Annotated in this window: 22 protein-coding genes; 21 read left to right on the top strand and 1 reads right to left on the bottom strand. The window is 52.2% G+C overall.

The window, feature by feature from the left end; translation table 11 throughout:
- The first annotated feature begins 94 nt into the window (after positions 1-94).
- The 4 genes from IEW11_RS08220 to IEW11_RS08205 all read left to right on the top strand — a co-directional run bounded on the left by IEW11_RS08220 (position 95) and on the right by IEW11_RS08205 (position 4,341).
- The gene (locus IEW11_RS08220; RefSeq protein ID WP_188530567.1) at positions 95-1,441 is read left to right on the top strand and encodes an ABC transporter substrate-binding protein; all 1,347 of its coding nucleotides are present in this window, start codon (positions 95-97) and stop codon (positions 1,439-1,441) included.
- 105 nt (positions 1,442-1,546) lie between these two features.
- Positions 1,547-2,446 carry a carbohydrate ABC transporter permease gene (locus IEW11_RS08215; RefSeq protein WP_188530566.1) on the top strand — a complete coding sequence of 300 codons (900 nt, stop codon included), beginning with the start codon at positions 1,547-1,549 and terminating at the stop codon, positions 2,444-2,446.
- Position 2,447: 1 nt separating this feature from the next.
- The gene (locus IEW11_RS08210; RefSeq protein ID WP_188530565.1) at positions 2,448-3,287 is read left to right on the top strand and encodes a carbohydrate ABC transporter permease; all 840 of its coding nucleotides are present in this window, start codon (positions 2,448-2,450) and stop codon (positions 3,285-3,287) included.
- A 19-nt stretch (positions 3,288-3,306) separates the two neighbouring features.
- Positions 3,307-4,341: a glycoside hydrolase family 88/105 protein gene (locus IEW11_RS08205; protein ID WP_188530564.1), complete on the top strand. Its 1,035-nt coding sequence runs from the start codon at positions 3,307-3,309 to the stop codon at positions 4,339-4,341.
- 10 nt (positions 4,342-4,351) lie between these two features.
- Here the strand turns inward: IEW11_RS08205 and IEW11_RS08200 are convergent, their stop codons facing one another.
- Positions 4,352-5,221, bottom strand: coding sequence for a helix-turn-helix domain-containing protein (locus IEW11_RS08200; RefSeq protein WP_229725033.1), 870 nt, complete (start codon positions 5,219-5,221; stop codon positions 4,352-4,354).
- Positions 5,222-5,368: 147 nt separating this feature from the next.
- Between IEW11_RS08200 and IEW11_RS08195 the strand changes: the two genes are divergently transcribed.
- The 17 genes from IEW11_RS08195 to IEW11_RS08115 all read left to right on the top strand — a co-directional run bounded on the left by IEW11_RS08195 (position 5,369) and on the right by IEW11_RS08115 (position 24,429).
- Entirely contained in the window at positions 5,369-6,661 is a 1,293-nt protein-coding gene (locus IEW11_RS08195) for a Gfo/Idh/MocA family oxidoreductase (protein ID WP_188530563.1), read from the top strand.
- A 28-nt stretch (positions 6,662-6,689) separates the two neighbouring features.
- Positions 6,690-8,096 (top strand): glucuronate isomerase, encoded by a 1,407-nt coding sequence (uxaC, locus tag IEW11_RS08190; RefSeq protein ID WP_188530562.1) that lies wholly within the window; start codon positions 6,690-6,692, stop codon positions 8,094-8,096.
- Between the two features lie 326 nt (positions 8,097-8,422).
- Positions 8,423-10,078 (top strand): PucR family transcriptional regulator, encoded by a 1,656-nt coding sequence (locus IEW11_RS08185; protein WP_229725031.1) that lies wholly within the window; start codon positions 8,423-8,425, stop codon positions 10,076-10,078.
- A gap of 14 nt (positions 10,079-10,092) precedes the next feature.
- The gene (locus IEW11_RS08180; protein ID WP_188530561.1) at positions 10,093-11,415 is read left to right on the top strand and encodes a 5'-deoxyadenosine deaminase; all 1,323 of its coding nucleotides are present in this window, start codon (positions 10,093-10,095) and stop codon (positions 11,413-11,415) included.
- Positions 11,384-11,758 (top strand): XdhC family protein, encoded by a 375-nt coding sequence (locus IEW11_RS08175; RefSeq protein ID WP_188530560.1) that lies wholly within the window; start codon positions 11,384-11,386, stop codon positions 11,756-11,758. The genes IEW11_RS08180 and IEW11_RS08175 overlap by 32 nt, the downstream gene beginning before the upstream one ends.
- A complete protein-coding gene (locus tag IEW11_RS08170; protein WP_188530559.1) occupies positions 11,673-12,284 on the top strand; it encodes a nucleotidyltransferase family protein in 612 nt (203 codons plus the stop codon). Before IEW11_RS08175 ends, IEW11_RS08170 begins: the two co-directional genes overlap by 86 nt.
- 209 nt (positions 12,285-12,493) lie before the next feature.
- Positions 12,494-13,660: a BMP family ABC transporter substrate-binding protein gene (locus IEW11_RS08165; RefSeq protein WP_188530558.1), complete on the top strand. Its 1,167-nt coding sequence runs from the start codon at positions 12,494-12,496 to the stop codon at positions 13,658-13,660.
- A 120-nt stretch (positions 13,661-13,780) separates the two neighbouring features.
- Positions 13,781-15,292: an ABC transporter ATP-binding protein gene (locus IEW11_RS08160; RefSeq protein ID WP_188530644.1), complete on the top strand. Its 1,512-nt coding sequence runs from the start codon at positions 13,781-13,783 to the stop codon at positions 15,290-15,292.
- Positions 15,289-16,404, top strand: coding sequence for an ABC transporter permease (locus IEW11_RS08155; RefSeq protein ID WP_188530557.1), 1,116 nt, complete (start codon positions 15,289-15,291; stop codon positions 16,402-16,404). Before IEW11_RS08160 ends, IEW11_RS08155 begins: the two co-directional genes overlap by 4 nt.
- 16 nt (positions 16,405-16,420) lie before the next feature.
- Complete coding sequence (locus tag IEW11_RS08150) at positions 16,421-17,350, top strand: ABC transporter permease (RefSeq protein ID WP_188530556.1); 930 nt, start codon at positions 16,421-16,423, stop codon at positions 17,348-17,350.
- Positions 17,351-17,369: 19 nt separating this feature from the next.
- On the top strand, positions 17,370-18,290 hold the full coding sequence (locus IEW11_RS08145) for an FAD binding domain-containing protein (RefSeq protein WP_188530555.1): 921 nt from the start codon (positions 17,370-17,372) through the stop codon (positions 18,288-18,290).
- 30 nt (positions 18,291-18,320) lie between these two features.
- Positions 18,321-20,597 (top strand): xanthine dehydrogenase subunit D, encoded by a 2,277-nt coding sequence (pucD, locus tag IEW11_RS08140; RefSeq protein WP_188530554.1) that lies wholly within the window; start codon positions 18,321-18,323, stop codon positions 20,595-20,597.
- 47 nt (positions 20,598-20,644) lie between these two features.
- A complete protein-coding gene (locus tag IEW11_RS08135) occupies positions 20,645-21,127 on the top strand; it encodes a (2Fe-2S)-binding protein (protein WP_188530643.1) in 483 nt (160 codons plus the stop codon).
- A 58-nt stretch (positions 21,128-21,185) separates the two neighbouring features.
- A complete protein-coding gene (gene uraD / locus IEW11_RS08130) occupies positions 21,186-21,704 on the top strand; it encodes a 2-oxo-4-hydroxy-4-carboxy-5-ureidoimidazoline decarboxylase (RefSeq protein WP_188530553.1) in 519 nt (172 codons plus the stop codon).
- The gene (gene pucL, locus IEW11_RS08125) at positions 21,701-22,660 is read left to right on the top strand and encodes a factor-independent urate hydroxylase (protein WP_188530552.1); all 960 of its coding nucleotides are present in this window, start codon (positions 21,701-21,703) and stop codon (positions 22,658-22,660) included. Before uraD ends, pucL begins: the two co-directional genes overlap by 4 nt.
- The gene (gene uraH / locus IEW11_RS08120; protein ID WP_188530551.1) at positions 22,657-23,019 is read left to right on the top strand and encodes a hydroxyisourate hydrolase; all 363 of its coding nucleotides are present in this window, start codon (positions 22,657-22,659) and stop codon (positions 23,017-23,019) included. The genes pucL and uraH overlap by 4 nt, the downstream gene beginning before the upstream one ends.
- A 15-nt stretch (positions 23,020-23,034) precedes the next feature.
- Positions 23,035-24,429 carry an allantoinase gene (locus tag IEW11_RS08115; protein WP_188530550.1) on the top strand — a complete coding sequence of 465 codons (1,395 nt, stop codon included), beginning with the start codon at positions 23,035-23,037 and terminating at the stop codon, positions 24,427-24,429.
- Positions 24,430-24,436 lie beyond the last annotated feature (7 nt).

Below are 24,436 nucleotides of genomic sequence, written 5' to 3'. Positions count from 1 at the left end.
ACCGGATTTTTGAATTCCTTCCATCCGTAAAACAAATTAGAATAATCAATGTAAACACTTTCAATTTTCTCATTCAGGAAGGGGAGTAAAGAAAATGAAAAAATGGATCATGCTGATCATGGCTTTCACGCTTGTCTTTACACTGGCAGCCTGCGGCACCAATAACAATGGCGGGATCTTGACAAATAACAGTGGAGGCGCGGGTACGGCCGAAGGAACCAATTCAGGCGGTGACAATACCGGCGGCGAGAAGGAAGCGGTAACGCTTCGCATGGCATGGTGGGGCGGACAACCACGGAATGATTATACCCTTGAAGTGATCAAAATGTACGAAGAGAAAAACCCGCACGTGACGATCGAACCGGAATACGCGAACTGGGATGATTACTGGAAGAAGCTTGCCCCGCAAGCAGCAGCTAATGAGCTCCCGGACATTATCCAAATGGACCTGGGTTATATCACGCAATACGGTACCAAAAACCAATTGGCTGATCTTACTCCTTTCTTGAATAACGGAATCGATGTTTCCAATATTGCCGATACCGTAGTAAACGGCGGTAAATTAGGAGACAAATTATATGGCTTCAACGCAGGCGTTAATGCGCTTCAAATTCACTATGATCCGGAAATGCTGAAGAAGATCGGCATGGACAGCATACCTGACGACTGGACCTGGGATGACTACAAGGAGCTGGCGAAAAAAGCCGGAGATGCAGGAATTTTCTTCGACACCGGACAAAAGCCGGAAGTATTCTTCAGCTATTACCTTCGCCAGAACGGTCAAAAGCTGTACAGCGCTGACGGTACGCAGCTGGGCTATGACAACGACCAATTGTTTATCGACTATTTCGGCATGACGCAGCAGGCGGTACTCGACGGCGGTTCCCCTACGCCAGATTTCTCGGCGCAAATTAAAGGGATCGAAGATGATCCGGTTGTAAAAGAGCAAGGTATTTCCGTATGGCAGTGGTCCAACCAATTCATCGGTCTGCAGCAGGTTGCCAACCGTCCGCTTGAAATGCATCCGCTGCCTGGACCGAATGTGAAGGAAGGCATGTTCCTGAAGCCAAGTATGTTCTGGTCGGTGTCGGAGAACTCCAATAACAAAGAAGAGGCGGTTAAATTTATCGACTTCTTCATCAATGATATTGAAGCCAACAAGCTGATTAAAGGCGAGCGCGGCGTGCCGGTTTCTTCCGTAGTGAAAGAAGCGCTGAAACCGCTGCTGACCCCGGAGCAGGTCAAAGTATTTGATTTCATCACTTGGGCGGAAGAAAACAGCACGCAAATGGATCCACCGGACCCAATCGGCGCGGCTGAAGTCATGAATCTCTTCAAAACATATGACGAGCAAATGAAATTCAACAAGATTACACCGGAAGAAGCGGCGAAGAAATTCCGCGAAGAAGCCAATGCCGTCTTGGCCAAAAACAAACAGTAAGCGTGAGATAGGCTGATAGACAAAGCAGATAGCTGGTCGCCAGGCCAGCTATCTCGCTTTTTCAAGGCATTGATATGCACTCTTCGCCCATTGGAGTTGGTACGTATGAGAACGAATGCGCTGAAACGGCATCTGACCGGTTATGCATTCATTGGACCTTTTATAATCGGATTTCTAGTGTTCACGGCAATCCCGATCTTTGCATCGCTTTATCTGTCCTTTACGAATTATGATTTGTTCACGACACCCAGGTGGCTTGGACTGGACAACTACAAGAAGATGTTTACCGCTGATCCCAAATATACGCAATCGCTGAAGGTTACGATGTTATATGTATTTGGCGGCGTTCCGCTGCGGCTTGCCTTCGCCTTGTTCGTCGCGATGCTGCTTAATACGGCAGCCAAAGCAATTGGCTTATACCGCACGATCTATTATTTACCTTCCATTATCGGCGGCAGTGTAGCCGTCTCGATTATGTGGCGCAACCTGTTCGGCGACGAAGGCGCCATTAACAGTATACTGGAGATTCTCGGGATCGGAGGCGTCAGATGGTTCGCCGAGCCGCTCGCCGCTTTGTGGATGCTTATCTTCTTATCCATATGGCAATTTGGTTCATCGATGTTGATTTTTCTTGCCGGGCTGAAAAATATCCCTGCGAGCTTGTATGAAGCGGCCGGAGTAGACGGGGCGAACGCGGTGCATCGTTTCTTCAAAATTACACTGCCGATGCTCAGCCCGATCATCTTATTTAACGCGATTATGCAAACAATCGGCGCATTTATGACATTTGTGCCTGCTTATATTATTTCCAAAGGCGAAGGCGGACCGATGGACGGAACATTACTGTATTCGCTCTACCTGTTCCGCCGAGCATTTGTGTATTTCGAAATGGGATATGCTTCGGCAATGGCATGGATCATGCTGCTGATCGTCGCTTTTATCTCGGTTCTGCTGTTTGCCAGCGCGAAATATTGGGTGCATTATGAATCAAAGGGAGGCAATTAACATGGCGCTCAAAAAAACAGTTAAACCTCTCTTGTACCATGCCGTCGTCATCGTCTTATCCATTATTATGATTTACCCGGTCCTTTGGCTTGTCATGAGCTCCTTCAAGCCCAGCAATACGATTTTTATTACGGCTGAATCGCTTATTCCGTCTCCGTGGGTGTGGGAGAACTATGTGATTGGCTGGCAGGGAATGGGCGGCAACACATTTGGCGTATTTATTAAAAACTCGCTCGTCATCGTTGTGCTTTCCACGCTCGGAGCTGTGTTTTCATCCGCATTGATTGCCTTTGGCTTTGCAAGGCTCCAGTTCTTCGGCAAGACGTTTTGGTTTGCCATGATGATGATGCTGATGATGCTCCCGCATGATGTGGTGCTTATTCCGCAGTACATTATGTTTGCCAAGCTGGAATGGCTCAACTCCATCAAGCCGATTGTCGTTCCGAACTATTTCGGCGTTCCATTCTTTATTTTCTTGATTATCCAATTCATTCGAACGATCCCGCAGGAGATGGATGAAGCTGCGACGATTGACGGCTGCGGCAAGTTTAGATTGTTTTTCCGCATTATTCTGCCATTGGTAACACCTGCACTTGCAACAGCAGCGATTTTCTCGTTCTACTGGCGTTGGGAGGATCTGCTTGGACCGGTGCTTTATTTAAACAAACCAAGCTTGTATACGGTATCGATGGCACTCAAGATGTTTCTGGATAACGAAACGGTATCCAATTGGGGCGCGATGTTTGCGATGTCGGCGGTCAGCCTGCTGCCTGTGCTTGCCGTATTCTTCGCCTTCCAGAAATACATCGTTGAGGGCATCAGCACGAGCGGTTTGAAATAGGATGAGAGGGGAATTGGACATGCCGCCACTTGTATTTGATGAACAGCAGATCAGAACGGTGATCGACTCGATAGTCGACCGGACATTCCGTATGGATTTTAATTGGGATTGGCCTGCAGGGGTCGCCTTTTACGGTGTAGCCTGCGCCTATGAAGCGACGGGGAATGAGAAATATATCGGGCTGCTTAAGGAATGGGTGGATGAAAAGCTGGAGGACGGACTGCCGAAGCTGTCCGTAAATGGCGTCTCGATCGGCCATTGTTTAATTTCGCTCTACAAGGCTACAGGCGACAATCGGTATATTGAAGTCGCAACGCAGATGGCCGAATATCTTAAACATGATGCAGAACGGTTCGCAGATGGGATTTTCCAGCATACCGTTAATTCCGAAAACTACAACTTCCCGCAGCAAGCATGGGTCGATACGATGATGATGGCCGGCCTGTTCCTCGTCCGCATGGGCGAAGTGCTCGGCAGGGACGACTATATGATGGACGGAATCAAGCAGTATCACGGCCATGAGAACTTTTTGCAGGACCCGGTCACCAATTTGTATTATCACGGCTGGGATCATATTGCGCAGAATCATATGTCAGGCGTTTACTGGGCACGCGGCAATTCCTGGGCGGCGCTTACGATGGCTAAAGCGCTCGAGATTGTCGATGTTGCGCTTCCGGCATTCATGATCATCGAAGGCTCGCTGCGCGACCAACTGAGTGCGCTCGTCCGGCTGCAATCGGATGAAGGGCTGTGGCATACTGTGCTGGATGATCCAAGCTCCTATCCGGAAACGTCCGGCTCCGCCGGCATCGCCGCTGCCCTGCTGTCCAGAGGAAGCCTCTACAATAAGTATGTGAATAAGTCGATACAAGGGATGCTGTCGCAAGTGTCGGAAGACGGCTCCGTTATGAATGTGTCCGCGGGTACGGCGGTTATGCACAATGTAGACGGATACAAGGACACCTCCAAGAAACGGGTGCAGGGCTGGGGACAAGGGCTGGCTTTGGTATTCTTTGCGGACCTGTTGAAAACCTCGGCACGTACCTATGCTTAAATAAGGGGCGCTATTTTACAATTCCATATTCCTTTTTACGATAATCCCGCGGTGATACGCGGGTTATTTTTTTGAACGTTTTTCCGAAATGGGAGAAGTTATCGAATCCGACCGCCGCCGCAATATCGGTAATTTTCAGCTCCGATTCACGCAGCAGGCGCTGCGCCTCCTTAATTCGTGTTAAGATCAGATAGTCCGTGAAGGAGAACCCGGTTACTTCCTTAAACATGCGGCTGAGATAATAAGGACTGATGTAGAAAAACTCGGAGAGCGACGCCAGCTTCATCGGCTCCGCATAATGCAAATTGATATAACGGACGATCTCGGATATTTTGCTGTGCAAGGGTGTGTCATGATGTAATGGGGAGAGGTCATTTTCTTGTCCATAACGGGCGGCGATGAGCAGGAGCTCCGTTATCGTATGGGCCGGTACCATCTCGTAGCCGGCCCTCCTGCACTCGATTTCGGTAAGCGTGCGGCGAATCAGCTGATCGACCATAAGCTGTTCCTGACGCGGCAGCCTGAGCACAGGCCCGGCTTGATGAAATGGGCTTAGCAGGAAGGAAGCGTGCAGGCTGGAAACAGCTTGCGGAAACCGGTCGTCAAAATGAATAATGACACGTTCATGCGAAGCCTCGCCGGCATAAAGCGTTTTGTGCAGCTCATTTCTGGGTATGAATACAAGATCGCCCTGCTCGACTGTATACGATCGATCCTTTACAAAATAAATTCGTTTGCCGGAGAGCATGTAATAAATCTCGTAATAGTCGTGAAAGTGATCGGCCCCCATCGTATAGGGTCCGGAGCGGCGCACATATTCGACAAACAGCTCGGGCAGCCTGCCGAAGCTTAACATTTCCGTTTCTGAAACAGGATTCATCGTTTATCTCCACCTGATTTAATTTGCGCAAAATATGCGGGGTTTCTGAATAAAAAAGCACGAAATCAAGAGAATTATACCATTTCAATGCGTTATGATAAAGGGGATGATACATGATACCTATTATGAGATAAAGGGTGATATGAGATGGGAGAAAAGAAAAAATATGTATTGGTTGGCACGGGAGGAAGAGCCGAGTTTTTTTATTCCGCAATTGCAACCGATTTCAGAGAAACCTCCGAACTGCTCGCTTTTTGCGACATCAATCAAACCCGCATGAATTACGCGAATAAACGTCTGACGGATAAATACAATTATCATGCTGTCCGCACGTACAAATCGGATGAGTTCGATCAGATGATTGAAACGGAAAAACCTGACTATGTTATTGTTACAAGCGTGGACCGCACGCATCATAAGTATATTATCCGGGCAATGGAGCTTGGCTGTGATGTCATTACAGAAAAGCCGATGACCGTCGATGAGAAGAAATGCCAGGAAATCATCGATGCGGTGGAAAGAACCGGGCGGAATGTGCGTGTGACGTTCAACTACCGGTATGCCCCGCATCATACGAAGGCAAGAGAGTTGATCGCAGACGGTGCGATCGGTCAGGTGACTTCGGTTCATTTCGAATGGCTGCTCAATACGCAGCACGGCGCCGATTACTTCCGCAGATGGCACCGCAACAAGAATAACAGCGGCGGGCTGCTCGTTCACAAATCGACGCATCACTTTGATCTGGTTAACTTCTGGATCGGCTCCCAGCCAGATACTGTATTTGCCTTCGGCGATTTGCTGTTCTATGGCAGAGAAAATGCGGAAAAGCGCGGTGTGACGCAGTTTTATGAGCGTGCGACAGGGAATGAGAATGCGCAGGATGATCCGTTCGCGCTGCATCTGGATAAGAACGACCACCTCAAGTCCATGTACCTTGATGCAGAGCACGAAGACGGCTACCGCCGGGATCAAAGTGTATTCGGTGACGGAATAAATATTGAAGATACGATGGGAGTCATGGTACGGTATAAGAATAATGCGATTCTGACCTACTCCTTGAATGCATATCTCCCATGGGAAGGCTATCGGATCGCTTTTAACGGGACCAAAGGGCGTCTCGAAATGTCGATCGTCGAGCAATCCTATGTGAATTCAGGCGGGGAGAAATCTCTGGAAGGCGCATTAAAAGGGAAAACGATTACGGTCTATCCGATGTTTGCCGCTCCATATGAGGTTGAGGTGGAAGAAGGCAAGGGAGGACATGGCGGCGGTGATCCTGTTTTGTTGAATGATTTGTTCGGTACACCGGTTGAAGACAAGTTCAATCGCGCGGCCAATCATGTAGACGGTGCCCGTTCCATTCTTACGGGAATCGCCGCGAATCGTTCGATCCAGACAGGGCAAGCCGTTAAAGTGGATGAACTGGTGAAATTCCATTAGTCGAAAAACTGAAAGGCGGGAATCAGATTTGAAACCATTTCTAGACGAACACTTTTTGTTATCAAATGAGACTGCAAAGCGTTTGTACCACGAATACGCGAAGGACATGCCGATTATCGATTATCATTGTCATCTCAGTCCTCAGGAGATTTACGAGAACAAATCATTCGGCAACCTGACAGAAGCATGGTTATACGGCGACCACTATAAATGGCGGGCAATGAGGGCCAATGGTGTGGAAGAGCAATATGTGACCGGCGGGGAAGGCGTCTCCGACTATGAACGTTTCCTGGAATGGGCGAAAACCGTGCCGAACACAATCGGCAATCCGCTTTACCATTGGTCGCATCTGGAGCTGCAGCGTTTCTTCGGCGTTGATGAGCTGATCAATGAAAAGAATGCGCCGGTTATTTGGGAGAAGGTAAACGCCAAGCTCGCTGAAAGCGGCTTCAAAGCAAGGGACCTGATTGTGAAATCCAATGTGAAGGTGATCTGCACGACGGATGACCCGACGGATTCGCTCGAATACCATTTGAAAATTAAAGAGCTGCCGGATTTCGATGTGAAGGTACTGCCTTCGTTCCGTCCGGACAAAGGGCTTGAAATCAACCGCCCTACTTTCATTGATTGGATCGGCAAGCTGGAAGAGGCTGCGGAAATGTCGATCCGCGATTATGATTCGCTGTTATTGGCTCTCGAAGCCAGAGTGAGGTTCTTCCACGATGCCGGCTGCAGAGTTTCGGATCATGCACTCGACTATGTCGCCTACGCGGAGACATCCAAGGTCGAGGTTGCCGAGATTTTTGCCAAAGCGCTTAAAGGCAGTGCCGTAAGTTTGGAAGAAGAGAAGAAATACAAGACGTATACATTGGTGCATCTCGGTAAGCTGTACGCGAGCAGAGGCTGGGCGATGCAGTTCCACATTAATGCGCATCGCAATAACAGCAGCCGTATGTTCGGCCGATTAGGACCTGATACCGGCTTTGATTCGATCAATGACAGCGCGGTTGCCTATCCGCTCGTGAGATTGATGGATGCGCTGGATGCAGATAATTCCCTGCCTAAGACGATTCTTTATTCCTTGAATGCGAAGGATAATGATGTGCTTGGCTCCATTATCGGCAGCTTCCAGGGCGGCGGAATTCCAGGGAAAATTCAGCTTGGCTCCGCATGGTGGTTCAATGATACGAAGCAAGGCATGATCGATCAGATGAATGCGCTTGCCAATCTCGGTCTGCTCAGCCGTTTTGTCGGCATGCTGACCGATTCCCGCAGTTTCCTGTCCTATACAAGACATGAGTACTTCAGAAGAATTCTGTGCAACATGCTCGGAGAATGGATAGAGAGCGGCGAGGCTCCTTCGGATATGGAGCTGCTCGGCGGAATGGTGCAGAACATCTCCTATAACAATGCGAAGCATTATTTTAATTTTTAATGAAAGTGACCTGACGGATAACGCTCCGTCAGGTTTTTTTTGATCAGCTATCATAATATTGGCTCAGAGCCTCCCCAGCCGACTATTCACCCCAAAGCAGCTCAGCCTGCACGCAATAGTGATCCCCAGCCGACTATACACTGCCTGGCAGCTCAGCCCGCACGAAATATCAAGCTAGTGTGACGCTTTATTTTTGTTACGTTTATGTTAGATATAGTAACATTAATTCATTGATCAAATCATAAATCACTCCTATAATGTTAATTAAAGTAACATATTTGTAACGTAACCATGAGTATCCTTTTGAAGATCAAAGTTGCAGTATAATGCGGGCTGACAAAGGGGTGAACGGCGTGTATTTGACTGTGGAGCAAGCGATGTCGGTATATCCGTTATCCGAAGGCAAGCTTGTTGCCGGAACGGAGGGGAGAGGGCGGATCGTCAAATCGGTGAATGTGATGGATGCGCCGGACATTACAGATTGGATTAAAGAAGGGGAGATGCTGTTTACGACCGCTTTTTTAATCAAGGATGCTCCAGAGGACGCGGCGCAGCTGCTTCACAAGCTGAACCGGCGCGGCTCCTCGGGGCTGGGCATCAAGCTGGGGCGCTTTTGGGATGTTATACCGCAGCCGATGGTCGCTCTGGCGAATGATCTGGGCTTTCCTTTGATTGAGCTTCCTTATCAATTTACGTTTTCCGATCAGATGAACGGGTTGTTTCGGGCAGAGATGCAGCGCAATACGCACGCACTGCATACGGTTGTGGAGAAGCAGAAGAAATTGATGCGCTTTGCTCTGCAATCAGATCATAACAGGCAGTTGTTTGACGATATGTCAGGTGTCATCGGTTATCCCATTGCGATCGTGGGCTCAAAAGGACAGATGGTCTATAATGCTTCCGGCATTGCAGACAGCCTGCTGCTGCAGGGATGGCCGTGGCTCAATCGCAACCAATGGATGAGGATTGGCCAGGCGCAGGCATTTCGGGTACCGTTCGTAAAACATCAGGTTAACACAGGCTTTGCGCTTTTTTTTACCTCGGAATCCATTCATATGACGATTGAAGAAGGCTTATTCTATCAAGCGGCAGAGTTAATTTCCTTTCACATGAATTTTAGATATGAGGATTATTTTGAGCGTTCGCTGCATAAAGATTTCGGCATGCTAATTAAACGCTACCTCAATCATGGCATTGCCGCTGATGTATTGGCTGATTTTGCGAAGAAGCTTGATCTTGAGCTGTTTGAAGGGGAGTTCCTGTGTGCGCTGGCGGACTTTTCCTGCAATGGGGATATGTCCTCCAGGCAGTTGCTGCTGGAGCGGTTGAAGGATGAGTATTTAAGTCATCCGGCGGTTCAGGAGATGAATGGCATTCACGTTGTGATGGAAGAGGGAGTGTTATCCATCTATCCGAACGGGCGGGAGGAACGGACGGCTAGGTTAACCGAGCTTTTGCATGCATGCTTCAACAGTATGGATATAAAAGGGGGGGAGCTGCCCAAAGCCGCGGTAGGCGGACGTAAATCAAGCTTGGCGGATTTGAAGGGGGCGTTCGCCGAGGTGAAGGAAACGCTGCGCATGGCGTTAGAACTCGGGATCGGAGAGGCTGTGGTATTTTGCCATTCTCTCGAGCTCGCCTATATTTTCGAACAGGTTTCCCCGGAGAGAATGGAGCTGTATTGCAATAAAATACTCGGCAAGCTTCTTGCAAAGGACTCCGATAGCGCGCTGGAGATGCTGCGTACGCTGGAGATCTATATCGAAAGCGACGGCCAAGTGAATGAAGCGGCAAAGCGGTTGTTTGTTCACCGGAATACGGCGGCCTACCGAATAGAGAAATTAAGCGAAATGCTTGAGGTTGATTTCAAAAAAATCAATGACCTGCTCCGCTTGAAGCTGGCGCTGTTGTTCAGGCAACTGCTGGCGCGTGATTCGGCAGTGTCCGGCAGCTCCGGCGATTCGAAGAAACGGTTGAGATGACAGGAGGAGTCGTTGTGGGCAGAAAGCTTATACGGAACGCAGTGATCTTGACGATGAACGCTACCGATGATGTGCTGCATGGAGATGTGCTGATTGAAGGGAACCGGATAGCAAAAGTGGGCGCTAATCTGGATGCGCAGGCCGACATCACGATCGAAGCCGAGGGCAAAGTGCTGCTGCCCGGATTTGTACAGACACATATTCATTTATGTCAGACGCTGTTTCGCGGACGGGCCGATGACATGGCTTTAATCGATTGGCTTCGCAAACGGATTTGGCCGCTTGAAGCGGCGCATAGCGAGGATTCCGTCTATTATTCGGCGATGCTTGGGATCGGCGAATTGATCCGCAGCGGCACGACGACGATACTGGATATGGAGACTGTGAATCACACCGAGTCGGCTTTTCTGGCGATTCGGGAAAGCGGGATCCGGGCTGTGGCCGGTAAGGTGATGATGGATCACGGAACAGAGGTGCCGCCGGCGCTGCAGGAAGATACGGAGCAGTCGCTGCAAAAGAGTGTCGATCTGCTGGAAAAGTGGCATGGCGCTGCAGGCGGGAGAATTCAATACGCATTCTGTCCGCGTTTTGTTGTTTCTTGCACGGAAGAGCTGTTGGTCGGTGTAAGGGATTTATCTGAATCATACGGTGTTAAGGTACACACCCATGCCTCGGAGAATGAAACGGAGATCGCGATCGTTGAAGCGGAACGGGGGATGCGCAATATCGTTTATTTGGACCATATAGGCCTTGCCCGTCCGAATCTGATTCTTGCTCACTGCATATGGCTGGATGAGGAGGAAAGAAAGATCATTCGGGAGCGCGGCGTCAAAATGACGCATTGTCCGGGATCGAATATGAAGTTGGCTTCGGGCATCGCCCAGGTCGCTTTACTGCATGGCGAAGGAATAGCTGTCGGGATCGGCGCGGACGGCGCGCCTTGTAACAACAATCTGGATATGTTTCAAGAGATGCGGTTAACCGCGTTTTTGCAAAAGGTTCAGCATGGACCGACGGTCATGGATGCAAGGAAGGTTCTTCGTATGGCAACAATGGGGGGCGCGGAGGTGCTGGGTATGCAGCGGGATATCGGCAGTGTAGAAGAAGGGAAGCTCGCCGATCTGCAACTGCTCGATTTGGAAGACTTCCATGTCTACCCTTCCTTTGATGCAGACTGGTTCTCGCGGGTAGTATATGCGGCGACGCGCGGAGATGTCGATACTGTGCTCATTGACGGGGAGATTGTGATGGAGGGCCGGATTGTCCGGACGATGGATAAGAAAGTCGTGCTGAAAGAAGCGGATCATGCGCTGCGCCGATTATTGGAGCGGATCTGATGGACATCAATTTCGGCGGGATAAGGATTTCTTGGCGGCCATAATCAAGGTCGCTCCGGTGTATATCGGCGTGATGGGGTCAAAAGCAAGAATCGTTCTTTTGGCAGACGGGTTGAACGCGCCAGACTCGCTTCATGCGCCTGTCGGGTTGCCGATCGGGGCTGAAGGCCCGGAGGAGATTGCTGTCAGTATAGCTGCGGAGCTTGTACAGGCCAAGAGGAATCATGCATCAAGGAATGCTACAGGAGGGATACGATATGAAGGTGGCGGGGATTTATTTGGCCGTCGGCCAGAGCCGGCGCAGGGGGGAACCGAAGCTGTCTCAAGAACTTTCGCCAGGTAAAACGGTGGGAGGCGCTGCGATTCAGCAATTAATGCGCTGCGGAATTGATCCGTTGATTGTTGTAGTGCGGGCCGATGATCCGCTTGGTTGGCTGCCCTCTGCTTCGGAGGATACGGAGAGATGGCGGACAGAGACTTCTTTCACGGCGCACTTGGGCCTTTCTTTTTCGCTGCGGTGCGGGATGAACGCGGTGCTGCCTGCTAAGCCTGATGCGCTGCTGGTGGCACAGGCCGATCAGCCGCTTATCCAGGCGGATTCGATCGAACGAATGATCTCCGTGCTGCGTGAGCATCCGGAACTGGATTTTGCTGCTAGCGGTAATGATGGCTCGCCAATGCCTCCCGCACTGTTCAATAAAACGTTATTTCCTGTTTTGGAACGATTGGATGGAGATAAAGGGGCGAAGGAAATATTTGAATCTTCAGATTACCGGGGAGTTGTGCTGGAATGGGGTTCAAAGGGTGGTTTTCGGAAGGAGGAAGCAGCAGAGAAAGATAAGGGGGCTTTGAAAAGACCGAGAAAGTAAATTCTTTAACAGTGCGTTTGTTTTGTGTGAGGTACATGTTATTCGATAAAGGATTTTCTATGGTGCAGTGCATCGTGCACAATGAAAATGATTACAATTTATAAGGGTTTCCAAATTAAGTGTTAGGTAAATTGACGTTGATCTATCGCGGGATTATAGTTGAGCTATATTGAGCGGTGTTACTAACTGATCCCGCGAGGAGGAAATGTATGAAGGAGAGTTATCGATTCAAAGGCGGTTTTATTTTATTGTTTATCCTAACCCTTGTGTTAGCGGGGTGCGCACAGCAATCGTCAACTCCACCGGAACCGGCAAATAACACAAATAACGAGGCGGGAAGCAATGCACCGGCGGATGAAACGCCAGCGGCTGAACCCGAAAAGGAACTGCCTCGTGTAGCTTTTGTCTATATCGGGACTCCGGGAGACGGCGGCTGGACTTATGAGCATGATCAAGGCAGGCTGTATCTGGAAGAGCAGTTGGGCATTAAAGCCGATGTTGTGGAGAACGTGCCGGAAAGCGCGGATGCGGAGCGTGTTATCACGGAGCTGGCGCAAAATCATGACATTATATTTACGACGAGCTTTGGCTACATGGACTATACCCTTAATGTCGCGAATAAGTTCCCGGAGGTCGTGTTCCTGCACGTATCGGGTTACAAGACATCGGAAAATATGGGGACGTATTTTGGAAAAAATTATCAAGCAAGCTACCTCTCCGGCATTGCCGCCGGAAAGATGACAAAGAACAATACAATCGGTTATATCGGAGCTTTCCCGATTCCGGAGGTCATTTATAACATCAATGCATTTACGCTTGGTGCACGCAGCGTCAATCCCGATGTTACGGTCAATGTCGTATGGTCCAATACATGGTACGACCCGACCATAGAACGTCAAGCGGCGGAAAGCCTGCTAGATAAAGGCGCGGATGTTCTTCTGGCTTATCAGGATTCGCCGGCCACGCTGCAGGCAGCGGCAGAGCGCGGAGCAATGGCAGGCGGCAACGGGTCTGACATGACAAGATTTGCGCCGGATGCTTACTTGACCAACCCGGTCTGGCATTGGGGCCCGTATTATGTGAAAGTGGTGCAGGAAGTGATAGACGGCACTTGGACCAGCGAGCCGTATGTAGGCGATCTGAATGACGGCATGGTCGGCTTGGCGCCGCTCGGTCCGAGCGTTCCTGAAGACGTGAAACAGCTTGTGGAAGAAACGAAGCAAAAGATCGCCAGCGGAGAGCTGCATGTGTTCACCGGGCCGATCCTTGATGCCGCAGGCGAGGTTAAAGTTGCGGAAGGCGCCATGATGAGCGATGAGGAAATTTTGAGCAGCAGCTGGTTTGTCCAAGGCGTCGAGGGTACGATTCCGCAATAACCGTTATTTAATATTCAGAATGTTTCGAAAAACTCCGTAAGGAGTTTTTCTTAAAATCCGGGAGGTATTTTGCTTAAGGGGGCCACAGAATTGAGATCGTCTTTCATCGTATCCGTCGATATGCAGGGCATTGTGAAGCGGTTTGGTCCGGTCATCGCCAACGACCATGTGAATTTTCAAGTGTATGCAGGTGAGATTCACGCGCTGTTAGGAGAGAACGGAGCCGGTAAAAGCACCACGATGAGCATGCTGTCCGGCGTATACCGGGCCGATGCGGGAGATATTTCCATTGATGGAAAGAGAGTGAGAATCCATTCTCCAAAAGATGCGATGGCGCTTGGCGTCGGCATGGTATTTCAAAATTTCCGGTTAGTGCAGAGCTTGACCGCTGCGGAGAATGTCGTACTGGGCGAGAAATCCTCCTTCTGGCGCGGGGCGAGGTGGATGAAAGAGAAGCAGCGGGAGATCGAAGCTATTTCCGAGCGATTCGGCCTTGCATTTCCGGTAGACCGGCCGATCTGGCAGCTGTCGGTCGGAGAGCAGCAGCGGGTGGAAATTGTAAAGACGTTATACCGCGGCGCGCGGATTATCATTCTTGACGAGCCGACCTCCGTATTGACGCCGGGAGAGGCGGAGCAATTGTTTCAGACGCTGGAACGCATGAAGCGGGAGGGCAAATCGGTCATCATTACGACCCACAAACTGAAGGAGGTTATGGCGACCTCAGACCGGATCTCGGTCATGCGCAAAGGGAAGATGATCACGACGATCAACAAATCGGAGACGAATGAGCGCGAGCTGGCCCGGTTGATGGTTGGCAGGGAAATTGTCTTAACGAAACAGCAAAAGCGGCCCATCCCGGGGAAACTGCTGCTTAACGTTCAACAACTGGATGTTGAAGCCGATCATGGCCGAAAAGCACTGAGCGCGCTGCAGCTTCGTGTCCATGAAGGGGAGATCGTCGGAGTAGCCGGTGTAGCCGGCAACGGACAGAAGGAGCTCGCCGAAGTATTAACAGGGCTTAGAGCTTGGAAGGGCGGCAGCATTCACTTCAATGGAAAAGAAATAAAGACAGCCTCCGTAAGATCGGCCATCGAAGCGGGCATCTCCCATATTCCTGAGAATCGCATGAAAAGCGGGCTGGCGGGCAGCCTTGGCATCGTTGATAATCTGCTCTTTAAATCGTATCGTACGGAGGATCATTCCAGGCTTGGTTTCTTAAGGGCAAGCAAAAACCGGATGTGGTCGCAGGAGCTGGTCGAACAGTTCGATGTGAAAACGCCGGATCTGGAAACGCCCGTACAGCAGCTGTCAGGCGGGAATCAGCAAAAGCTGCTTTTTGCCCGGGAAATTACGCGCAAACCGCGTCTCATGGTAGCTGTTCACCCTACGCAGGGACTGGATATCGGCGCAACGGAAGGCGTTCACCGTTTATTGAACGAGCTTCGCAATTCTGGCAGCGGGGTGCTGCTGATCTCGGAGGATCTGGATGAGGTGCTCCAGCTTTCCGATCGGGTGCTGGTCATCTACAACGGACAGATCATCGGTGAGATAAGCGCGGAGCATGCCGACCGGGAGCGCATCGGGATGCTGATGGCAGGCTTAAGCACGGCCGGGGAGGCAGCGGTATGAGGCAATTGCCCGCTACGGAAGCCGCGGCTTCACAGCGCGGGACCTCCGGTATGAAGAGACGCTTCTCATTCCGCCTGGAGCTGGACCCGTCGAGATCAAGTGCGCCATGGTGGACCCCCATTCTTTCTGTCGCGCTCGCCCTGCTGCTGTGTGCCGTGTTTATCGCGATCAACGGCATGAATCCCATTACGGTCTATATGAGAATGGTAACCGGCGCATTCGGCTCCTCTTTTGGAATCACCGAAACGCTCGTCAAAGCGATCCCGCTGCTGCTGTGCGGCTTAGGCGTTGCGATTGCTTACCGGATATCGATATGGAACATTGGAGCGGAAGGGCAATTCGCTGCGGGCGCGATGGGCGCGACAGCGGTCATTATTTATTTTCCCGATCTGCCCGCCGTCCTGACGATTCCGCTGATGCTGGTGTTCGGGATGCTGGCAGGAGGCTTTTGGGGGCTGTTAACGGCGATTCCCCGAACCTATTTTGGCGTAAATGAACTTATCACTTCGCTGATGCTGAACTACGTCGCCCTGCTTGCATTGGATTATTTCGTATTCGGACCTTGGAAGGACCCGCAGGGCTTTAACTTTCCGGGGACCCCGATGTTTACCGAAGCCCAGTCGCTGCCGGTTTTGGGCACGACGCGTTTGCACCTGGGACTGGTGTTTGCCTTGATTGCGATACTGCTCTATTTTCTGACGATCCGTTATACCAAATGGGGGTATGAGCTGCGGCTGATCGGTGCCAACAGCAATGCCGCCAAAAATGCCGGCATCAACATTAATAAGCATATTCTGATCGTTATGCTGATCAGCGGCGGCCTGGCCGGCATCGCCGGAATGGCCGAAGTTTCCGGGGTCACGCACCGGCTCATGTACGGGATCTCGCCGGGGTATGGATATACCGCGATTATCGTTGCTTGGCTCGCCAAGCTGAACCCGCTTGGATTAATCGTATCTTCCGTCCTGTTCGGCGGCTTGATTGTTGGGGGGTACAGCGTTCAGACGATGGGGCTGCCGTCTTCTATTTCGTCCATGCTGCAGGGTGCGATCCTCTTCTTTTTAATTGCAGGAGACATGCTCTCCAAATTCAGGCTTCGGAGCGGCGGCTGATGGGAGGCGACTTGGAATGGAATTAACCACGCAGCTGCTGATTGCAGCGATCGCTGCCGGCACTCCGCTGCTGTTTGCCACATTAGGCGGCATCATGAACGAGCGTGCAGGCATTATACAACTAGGCGCCGAAGGCTTGATGCTGATGGGGGCGGTAACCGCATGCCTGACCTATCTGCAAACCGGAAGCTTGAGCCTGGCCTTGCTGGCGGTATTTGGCGTAAGTGCGGCGCTTGGACTTATCCATGCTTTTTTATGTGTGACACTGCGTGCGAATCAGATTGTAAGCGGACTGGCGGTAACGCTTTTCGGCACAGGTTTTAGCGCCTATCTGGGCAAATCGGTCAGCGGCCAGCCGCTTGGCACGACGGTGCCGAGGCTGCAACTGCCCTGGCTTGAGCCGATCCCGGTCATCGGCCCGATTTTCGCGAATTTGAATCTCTTCACTTGGGTCAGCTTTGTCCTTGTTATCGCTATGCATGTGTTCATTCATCGGACATCATGGGGGCTGCATCTGAGAGCATTGGGTGATAATCCGGCTACCGCCGATGTTATGGGCATTCGCGTACAGTTATTTCGATACGGTTATGTCATCGTGGGCGCTGCGCTGATTGGGCTGGCGGGAGCAAATATGCTGTTAGTGTATTCCCCGACCTGGATCGAAGGGATGACGGCGGGAAGGGGTTGGATTGCGGTCGCGCTTGTTATTTTTGCAAGGTGGAATCCGATCCGCGCACTGTTCTGCGCTTATTTCTTTGGGGTGCTGGATACGCTCGGCTTCCGTATTCAGTTGACCGGCAGCGATATCCCCCCGTATTTTTTAAAGATGATTCCCTATGTTGTTACGATATTGGTTCTTATGTTTCTTGGCTGGCGCAATCGTAATAAGCCTTCCGGCACGCCGGAGGCGCTTGGACAGCCATATATTCGCGAACAGCGTTTCTAATTGAAAGGGGGCGGCTGTGATGATGGAACAAGAGAACAGGACCTCCTTTCCAAAGGTGTGGCAGCCGGCGGATCTTTCCGAAGCATGGCGGTTGAAGCACATGCTGGGCGATGCCGCCGTATACACTGCTGGAACGACGTATTTGCGCACCCAATGGGAAGCGGAGGGGGCAGCCCCTCCCGGCCATTTCATTGATCTGTGCAGCACCGGCCTGCTTGCCGGTATCGAACTGAAGGATGGCGAATTGTTGACGATCGGTGCGCTCACAACGCTCGCGTCATGCCGAAGCTCTGCCCTGCTGGTAAACCATGTGCCCGTACTGATGGAAGCTGTGCGTGCAATCGCCGCGCCTTCGGTGCGCAATCTCGCGACGATCGGCGGAAATGTCGCATCGACGTTTGGCGATGCACTGCCTGCACTGCTCGTTTATGAGGCGCAGCTCGTCTGGTATGACGGCAAGCTGCTGCAGGTAGAACCGCTTGCAGATTGGTTGGCCGGTTTGCGGCATGCTGCGGCAAATCATGCGGCAAAAGATAACCGCATCTTAAAGGAAATCCGCATCCCGATCGCATCCGATTCCGATGTGGATAGCGGGATGCGATTGGAAATGTACAAAAAAATCGGCCGGAGAGAGGCATTTACCCCTTCGCTCGTTTCCGTAGCGATGACCGGCAGGATTCATCAAGACGGACTATTATCGGGGTTTCGGATCGCGTTAGGCGGCGGCGGAGCGATTGCGCAGCGCTTGAAGGAAGTGGAGTCGCTGCTCCAGCATGCCAATTACACGCAACCGCTGCTCGGAACCATATATGACATGATTGTTGAAAATGCAGAACTGCAAGGCGATCTGTTCGCAAGCGCATTGTACAAGAAGCAAACGGCCGCCAATCTGATTCTCTCAGCGCTTTGGAGAGCCGCAGGCCAAGCGGGAATGCACTGACTGCCAACATCAGGGAAGGGAGAGGAAACCATGCTGCTGAATCGGGAAACAAGCGGTAAGCGATGGCGGACCAGGCCTGACGGAGAGGAGAAAGTAACGGGCAAGCTGGTTTATCTTACGGATATGTCCGCTTCCGGCATGCTCTTTGGAAACGTGCTTCGAAGCGCTTTTGCGCATGCCCGCATTATAAAGCTTTGCACAGATAAAGCTATGGCCCTGCCAGGTGTCCACGCTGTTCTGACGTTTGAGGATATACCGGGCTTGAACGGCTTTGGCATTGCCAAGCCGAATCAGCCGGTATTCTGCGAGGATCGCGTTCGTTATGTCGGAGACGCAGTCGCCGCCGTTGCGGCTGACAGCGAGGAGCTCGCGGACCAGGCGCTGAAGCTGATCGAGGTTGAATACGAGGCGCTTCCGGTCATTGACGACCCGGAGCAGGCTCTGGCTGAAGATGCGATGCTTCTGCATCCGGAGGGAAATCTGCTGCACCGCGCGGAGTATCGGAGAGGAGATACCGCCGCGGCCTTTGATGACTGTGTCCATATCGTGGAAGAGACGTATTTCACGCCCCGTCAGATGCATACGTATATGGAAACGGAGGGCGGGTTATTCATCCCTGGGGAAAATGGCAGAATAACGGTCTATTCCGCCACCCAGCACGGATTGATGGACCGTTTGCAGCTGTCGCGCATTACAGGGCTGCCCGAATCGGATATCCGCGTGATATCCAGTCCGATTGGCGGATCGTTCGGCGGCAAGGATGAGCTCAATGTCCAGCCCTACGGGGTTCTGCTGGCACTGCGAACAGGCAGGCCGGTAAAGCTGCACAATTCCAGGAAGGAATCGGTACGTGCCGGCATTAAAAGGCATCCGATGAAAATAACAATGAAGACCGGCGTCAATCGGGAGGGCAAATTGCTCGCTCACCAGGTGAGAATTGTAGCCGATACCGGCGCTTACGCGACCTTGGGAGCCGAGGTGCTGAATTTTGCGCTCGAGCATGCCGTGAGCGGATACCGGTTCGAAAATGTCGAGGCACAAGGCTATTCCGTCTATACGAATAACGGCGTTTCCGGTGAATTTCGCGGTTTTGGCGGCAACCAGGCCATATTCGCCTTGGAAGGACAAATGGACCGGCTGGCGGAGCTGCTTGGCATGGACCCCTGGACATTCAGAGCGTTGAATCTGCGGCAGATCGGCGATCCAGGGCCGCTTGGCCAGCGTATTGCACAGACTGACGGCGCAAAGCAGGTGTGGGAAGTATTGGCTCAAAGCCCGCTCTGGATGGAGCGCAGCGGGCCAAGCGGAGAAACACATGAACCATGGATTCGTACGGGAATCGGCGCGGCCTTGGCCATGCATGGGGCAGGATTGGGCTTTGGCATCCCCGATCCCGGGGCGGGCCGATTGGCGCTTGCAGCGGATGGGAAAATCGAGGCGATATTCGGCTACGAGGAATTCGGCCAGGGCTTGATCGCGACGCTCGAACAAATGCTGATCGAGCAGTTCGGATTTGCGACGGAGGATCTGCGCATTGTGATCGGCGATACCGATGTGGTCCCGGACAGCGGTTCCAGCACGGCATCCCGGGCAACGAGCATGATGTGGACGGCGCTGCGGAACATGCGCCCGGCCTTTACGAAGCTTCTGGTTGAAAAGGCCGCTGCCCTTACAGGCACTCCTTATGAACAATTGGAATTGGGAGCAGGCGGGATAAGGAATAAGGCGGGCGTCCTTCTGCTGACATTTGAGCAATTGGCGTCAGCCGCTGGAGAGCCGCTTGCTGTCAAGACGGAATTTCACTACCCGGTTACACCGGATAAACGGGTGGGGGCACATTTTCTGTATACGTATGCGGCCGTCGCTGTAAAGGTGGAAGTCAATACGCTGACCGGACGGGTTAAAGTCGTCGATCAATATCATGCGGTAGCGGCAGGGCCTGTCGTGAATCCGCAAGGCTTTCTCGGGCAGATCGAAGGCGGAAGCGGGATGGCGCTCGGCTTCACGCTTTCGGAGGATGCTTTCATGAATAGCGGGCGGTATGGGGTGAACAATCTGGATACGTATCTTATCCCTACTGTAACGGATCTTAACGGGAGCGTAACGGTAGTGCCGATTGAGACACTGCCGGAAGGCGACATTTACGGCCCGCGGGGAGTCGGCGAGATCGGTTCTGTTGCGCTTGCTCCTGCGATAACGTCTGCTGTGCACCATGCAGTGGGCAAGCGGATCGCTAAGCTGCCTATCGAGCCTCACCTCCTTCAAGAAGCGCCATTTGCGCAAAAGAAAGAGGTGAGCGGTGCATGACCGATAATCACGCTATGAAACAGGGTGCTCCCCAAGTGACTTCCAGCATGATCTCCAGTGAGACTTCCTACACATTGGATTGCGATGTGAACGGCGAACCCGTATCGATGAAGGTGCAGCCGTCCAGGCGGCTGTTATTCATCCTGCGAGACGATCTGCAACTTACAGGCACGAAACGTTCCTGCGAGATCGGACGCTGCGGCGCGTGTATGGTACTGATGGACGGCAAACCGGTCAATGCCTGTCTAACGATGGCCTATCAATGCGCTGGCAAGAAAATTACTTCTATTGAAGGCTTGAGCGGACGAGGTGTGCATCCGATTCAGCAGGCCTTCTTGGATGAGGGAGGCTTTCAATGCGGGTACTGTACACCGGGAATGGTCATTTCAACAAAAGCGCTGCTTGATGATAACCCCCGTCCCTGCAAGGCGGAAGTGGAGGAAGCTTTATCGGGCAACCTGTGCCGCTGTACCGGTTACGGCGGTATCCTGCGAGCTGTTTACAAAGCGATCGAAACGGCAGATGGATGATAATCGGTGGACAAACGCGACATTCATAACCGGCATGCACATGTGAGGTGGGATAGATATGTCAATTTCAATGAAGCACATCAACGACATGGACCGTGAACAATTCATCCAAGCATTGGCCGGTATTTTCGAGCATTCTCCCTGGGTTGCTGATCAGAGCTGGCCAGTTGGCCCGTTCGCTTCCCGCCAAGCGCTGCATGATGCGATGATGAGGACGGTGCGTATGGCGCCCTTCGAGAAAGTGGCAGAGCTGTTCAAAGCCCATCCCGATCTGGCCACCCGATTAAAGGTCAGCGAGATGTCTACAGCGGAGCAGCAGGGAGCCGGACTTGACCGGTTGACTCAGGGGGAATACGAGCAGTTCGCTGCGTTAAACCGCCAATATGCGGAGCGTTTCGGCTTTCCGTTTATTATGGCTGTAAAGGGACACAGCAAGGAAGAGATTTTGGACGCCATGCACAGAAGGGTGCGCCGCTGCTCACAGGAGGAGTGGGAGCAGGCATTAATGGAGATCGGGAGGATCACCGGATTTCGGCTGCTTGATCTTATTCACGAAGATGAGGAGGAGGCGCCATGACCGAACGTACAAGGGGCCGCACGATGTATTACGGAAAAGGGGATGTGCTGACTTACCGGACCTACGCCAAGCCGCTTGCGGTGCCGCCGGTCTCTGAATCGGCTTACGCGGGCAATGATAATGTCATTTTCGCACATAATATTAAATTTGCAGTCAGCGGCGAGTCTTTTTTGACTTCGTTCACGGAAGGCAATAATGCGATGGTCGTGGCGACGGATTCGATGAAAAACTTCATTCTGCGCCAGACCGCTCAATATACGGGTTCGACGACAGAGGGGCTGCTGGCCTTTGTGTGCCGACAATTTTTTGCTAGATATCCGCACGTGGCATCCATTACGGTTACAGGAGACCGGATTCCGTTTGACAGCTTGGCCGTAAAGGATGGCGGGCAATTAGCGGAGAGCGGGCTCGTCTTCCGTCGCTCTCATAATGATCATGCTTCCGCAACGCTGGAGTTTACACGCTTGGAGAGTGAAGCTGCAATTGTATCGCATGTCTCAAGCATCGCGGATTTGCAACTGATCAAAGTGAGCGGAAGCTCTTTCTTTGGGTTTATCCGTGACGAATACACAACGCTTCCGGATAGCTATGACCGGCCTTTATTCATCTTTTTGAATATCGGATGGCGATATGCCGACGTGAATGACGCGCTGGATGGGGAGTCCGGACGTTATGTGGCCGCAGAGCAAGTCCGCGATATTGCGCACCACGTCTTTCATGAGTTTAACACCCCCTCCATTCAATATTTGATCTATCAGATCGGACTTCGGATTCTTACGCGTTTTCCCCAGCTGGCAGAGGTGAATTTCGAATCCAGCAACAGGACTTGGGAGATAGTGATCGACACGATCGAAGGCTCCCGGGGAAGTGTGTACACGGAGCCGCGGCCTCCTTACGGATTCCAGGGATTTTCCATGACAAGGGGGGATTTGGCAAAGGGGGAATCCGCACGATGACAGGCAGGCTGACGACCCATGTACTGGATACTTCGCGGGGGAAGCCTGCGGAGGGTATGCTGCTGCAGCTGTGGAGGATCGAAGAAGACGGCGTGTATCGCAAGGTATGCGAGACAAGGACGAATGCGGATGGCCGCCTGCCATCGCCGCTGCTGGAGCAGGATACAATGGTGAGCGGCATGTATGAGCTGGTGTTTTTTGCCGGCGATTATTTCCGGGAAGCATCAGGCGGCATGGCAAAGCCGGTCCCATTTCTTGAAGCGATCCCTGTCCGGTTTGTCATCACGGATATTCACGAGCATTATCATGTACCGTTATTAGTCGCGCCGGGCGGCTACAGCACATACCGCGGCAGTTAGGAGGATCGCAACGCGATGGAGGGATCGTTCGATATCATTATCAAAAATGGGGAAGTCGTCCTGCCGGATGAGGTACGAAGAATGGATATCGGCATCGCAGCAGGCCGGATTGCCGCTCTTGCGGATCATCTGGACGCACAGGACACACGTGTGCTTGAGGCTGCGGGCTGTTATGTGCTGCCGGGGATGATCGACATGCACGTTCATTTCAATGAGCCGAACATGGGGTATTGGGAAGGCTTTCGCACCGGCTCGGCGGCTCTTGCGGCCGGCGGCTGCACCACCTATGCGGATATGCCGCTCAATGGTATTCCGCCTACGGTTAACGTCGAAGCGCTGCGCTTGAAGGCCGACGCCGCAAGATTGAATTCTGCGGTCGATTATACGTTCTGGGGCGGTTTGGTACCGGGCAATCTGACGCATTTGGAAGCGATGGCTGACGCTGGGGTGATTGGCTTTAAAGCCTTTCTCTCTAATCCGGGAGGCGAAGGCGAGGAACGGTTCAGGGAGGTGGATGACTGGACGCTGCACGAAGGGATGAAACGAATTGCCGCATTTAACGGGATTCTGGCCCTTCATGCAGAGAGCGATGCGATCACCTCGCGCCTGGCAGCGGATGCCATCTCGCAAGGAAGAACAGGAGCGCTCGACTTCGCTGCTTCCCGGCCGGCGATCGCAGAACAGGAGGCGGTCAACCGGGCATTGTTTTTCGCTGGGAAGACCGGCTGCAGACTGCACTTTGTCCATATCAGCAGCCCGGAGACAATAGAGATCATTGCTCAAGCCAAGAAGAGCGGGTTTGATGTTACGGCCGAAACCTGTCCGCACTATCTATTATTAAATGAAACGGATATGGAACGCATAGGCGCAGCAGCGAAGTGTGCGCCGCCGCTGCGCAGCGAGTCCGAGCGTGAAGGGCTTTGGGAGAAGCTTGCAGAGGGCAAGATCGATCTCATTGCCTCAGACCATTCGCCGTGTCCGGGAGCGTTAAAGCAGGGCGAAGGGAAATCGTTTTTTGACGTGTGGGGCGGCATATCTGGCGCGCAGAGCAGCCTTGAGCTGTTGTTTCACGAGGGGGTCAACCGCAGGAAGCTTCCGGTCACGCTGCTCTCACGGATGCTGTCCGGCCAACCGGCTGCCCGGTTTGGACTTTCTAACCGTAAAGGGTCCATGTCTCTGGGCATGGATGCGGATATTGCCATCCTCGATCCGGATTGGCGTTACATGCTGCGCAAGGAAGATTTGTATTACCGCCATCAGCACAGCCCCTACATCGGCATGCAGCTCTCATGCAAAGTGAAGACAACTTTGTGCAGAGGGCAGATCGTTTATACTGCTGAGGAAGGAATCAGGGATGCGTCGGGCGGCTGCTGGATGAAGGTTGTGAAAGGCGTCCCGATCAACGGATAAAGGAGGT

This window comes from Paenibacillus abyssi (assembly GCF_014640295.1).
GTDB lineage: Bacteria > Bacillota > Bacilli > Paenibacillales > Paenibacillaceae > Paenibacillus_D > Paenibacillus_D abyssi.
This window is presented reverse-complemented; position numbering and strand designations above follow the sequence as displayed.

What these genes read in the sequence shown, in the direction of transcription:
- IEW11_RS08185 (WP_229725031.1), top strand. Translation starts at nt 8,423, where the DNA reads ATGCGGGCTGACAAAGGGGTGAACGGCGTGTATTTGACTGTGGAGCAA.
- IEW11_RS08135 (WP_188530643.1), top strand. Translation starts at nt 20,645, where the DNA reads ATGATCTCCAGTGAGACTTCCTACACATTGGATTGCGATGTGAACGGC.
- IEW11_RS08170 (WP_188530559.1), top strand. Translation starts at nt 11,673, where the DNA reads ATGAAGGTGGCGGGGATTTATTTGGCCGTCGGCCAGAGCCGGCGCAGG.
- IEW11_RS08160 (WP_188530644.1), top strand. Translation starts at nt 13,781, where the DNA reads ATGCAGGGCATTGTGAAGCGGTTTGGTCCGGTCATCGCCAACGACCAT.
- IEW11_RS08205 (WP_188530564.1), top strand. Translation starts at nt 3,307, where the DNA reads ATGCCGCCACTTGTATTTGATGAACAGCAGATCAGAACGGTGATCGAC.
- IEW11_RS08210 (WP_188530565.1), top strand. Translation starts at nt 2,448, where the DNA reads ATGGCGCTCAAAAAAACAGTTAAACCTCTCTTGTACCATGCCGTCGTC.
- IEW11_RS08165 (WP_188530558.1), top strand. Translation starts at nt 12,494, where the DNA reads ATGAAGGAGAGTTATCGATTCAAAGGCGGTTTTATTTTATTGTTTATC.
- IEW11_RS08150 (WP_188530556.1), top strand. Translation starts at nt 16,421, where the DNA reads ATGGAATTAACCACGCAGCTGCTGATTGCAGCGATCGCTGCCGGCACT.
- IEW11_RS08145 (WP_188530555.1), top strand. Translation starts at nt 17,370, where the DNA reads ATGATGGAACAAGAGAACAGGACCTCCTTTCCAAAGGTGTGGCAGCCG.
- pucD (WP_188530554.1), top strand. Translation starts at nt 18,321, where the DNA reads ATGCTGCTGAATCGGGAAACAAGCGGTAAGCGATGGCGGACCAGGCCT.
- IEW11_RS08195 (WP_188530563.1), top strand. Translation starts at nt 5,369, where the DNA reads ATGGGAGAAAAGAAAAAATATGTATTGGTTGGCACGGGAGGAAGAGCC.
- uraH (WP_188530551.1), top strand. Translation starts at nt 22,657, where the DNA reads ATGACAGGCAGGCTGACGACCCATGTACTGGATACTTCGCGGGGGAAG.
- pucL (WP_188530552.1), top strand. Translation starts at nt 21,701, where the DNA reads ATGACCGAACGTACAAGGGGCCGCACGATGTATTACGGAAAAGGGGAT.
- IEW11_RS08200 (WP_229725033.1), bottom strand. Translation starts at nt 5,221, where the DNA reads ATGAATCCTGTTTCAGAAACGGAAATGTTAAGCTTCGGCAGGCTGCCC.
- IEW11_RS08155 (WP_188530557.1), top strand. Translation starts at nt 15,289, where the DNA reads ATGAGGCAATTGCCCGCTACGGAAGCCGCGGCTTCACAGCGCGGGACC.
- IEW11_RS08220 (WP_188530567.1), top strand. Translation starts at nt 95, where the DNA reads ATGAAAAAATGGATCATGCTGATCATGGCTTTCACGCTTGTCTTTACA.
- IEW11_RS08215 (WP_188530566.1), top strand. Translation starts at nt 1,547, where the DNA reads ATGAGAACGAATGCGCTGAAACGGCATCTGACCGGTTATGCATTCATT.
- uraD (WP_188530553.1), top strand. Translation starts at nt 21,186, where the DNA reads ATGTCAATTTCAATGAAGCACATCAACGACATGGACCGTGAACAATTC.
- IEW11_RS08175 (WP_188530560.1), top strand. Translation starts at nt 11,384, where the DNA reads ATGCGCTGCGCCGATTATTGGAGCGGATCTGATGGACATCAATTTCGG.
- IEW11_RS08115 (WP_188530550.1), top strand. Translation starts at nt 23,035, where the DNA reads ATGGAGGGATCGTTCGATATCATTATCAAAAATGGGGAAGTCGTCCTG.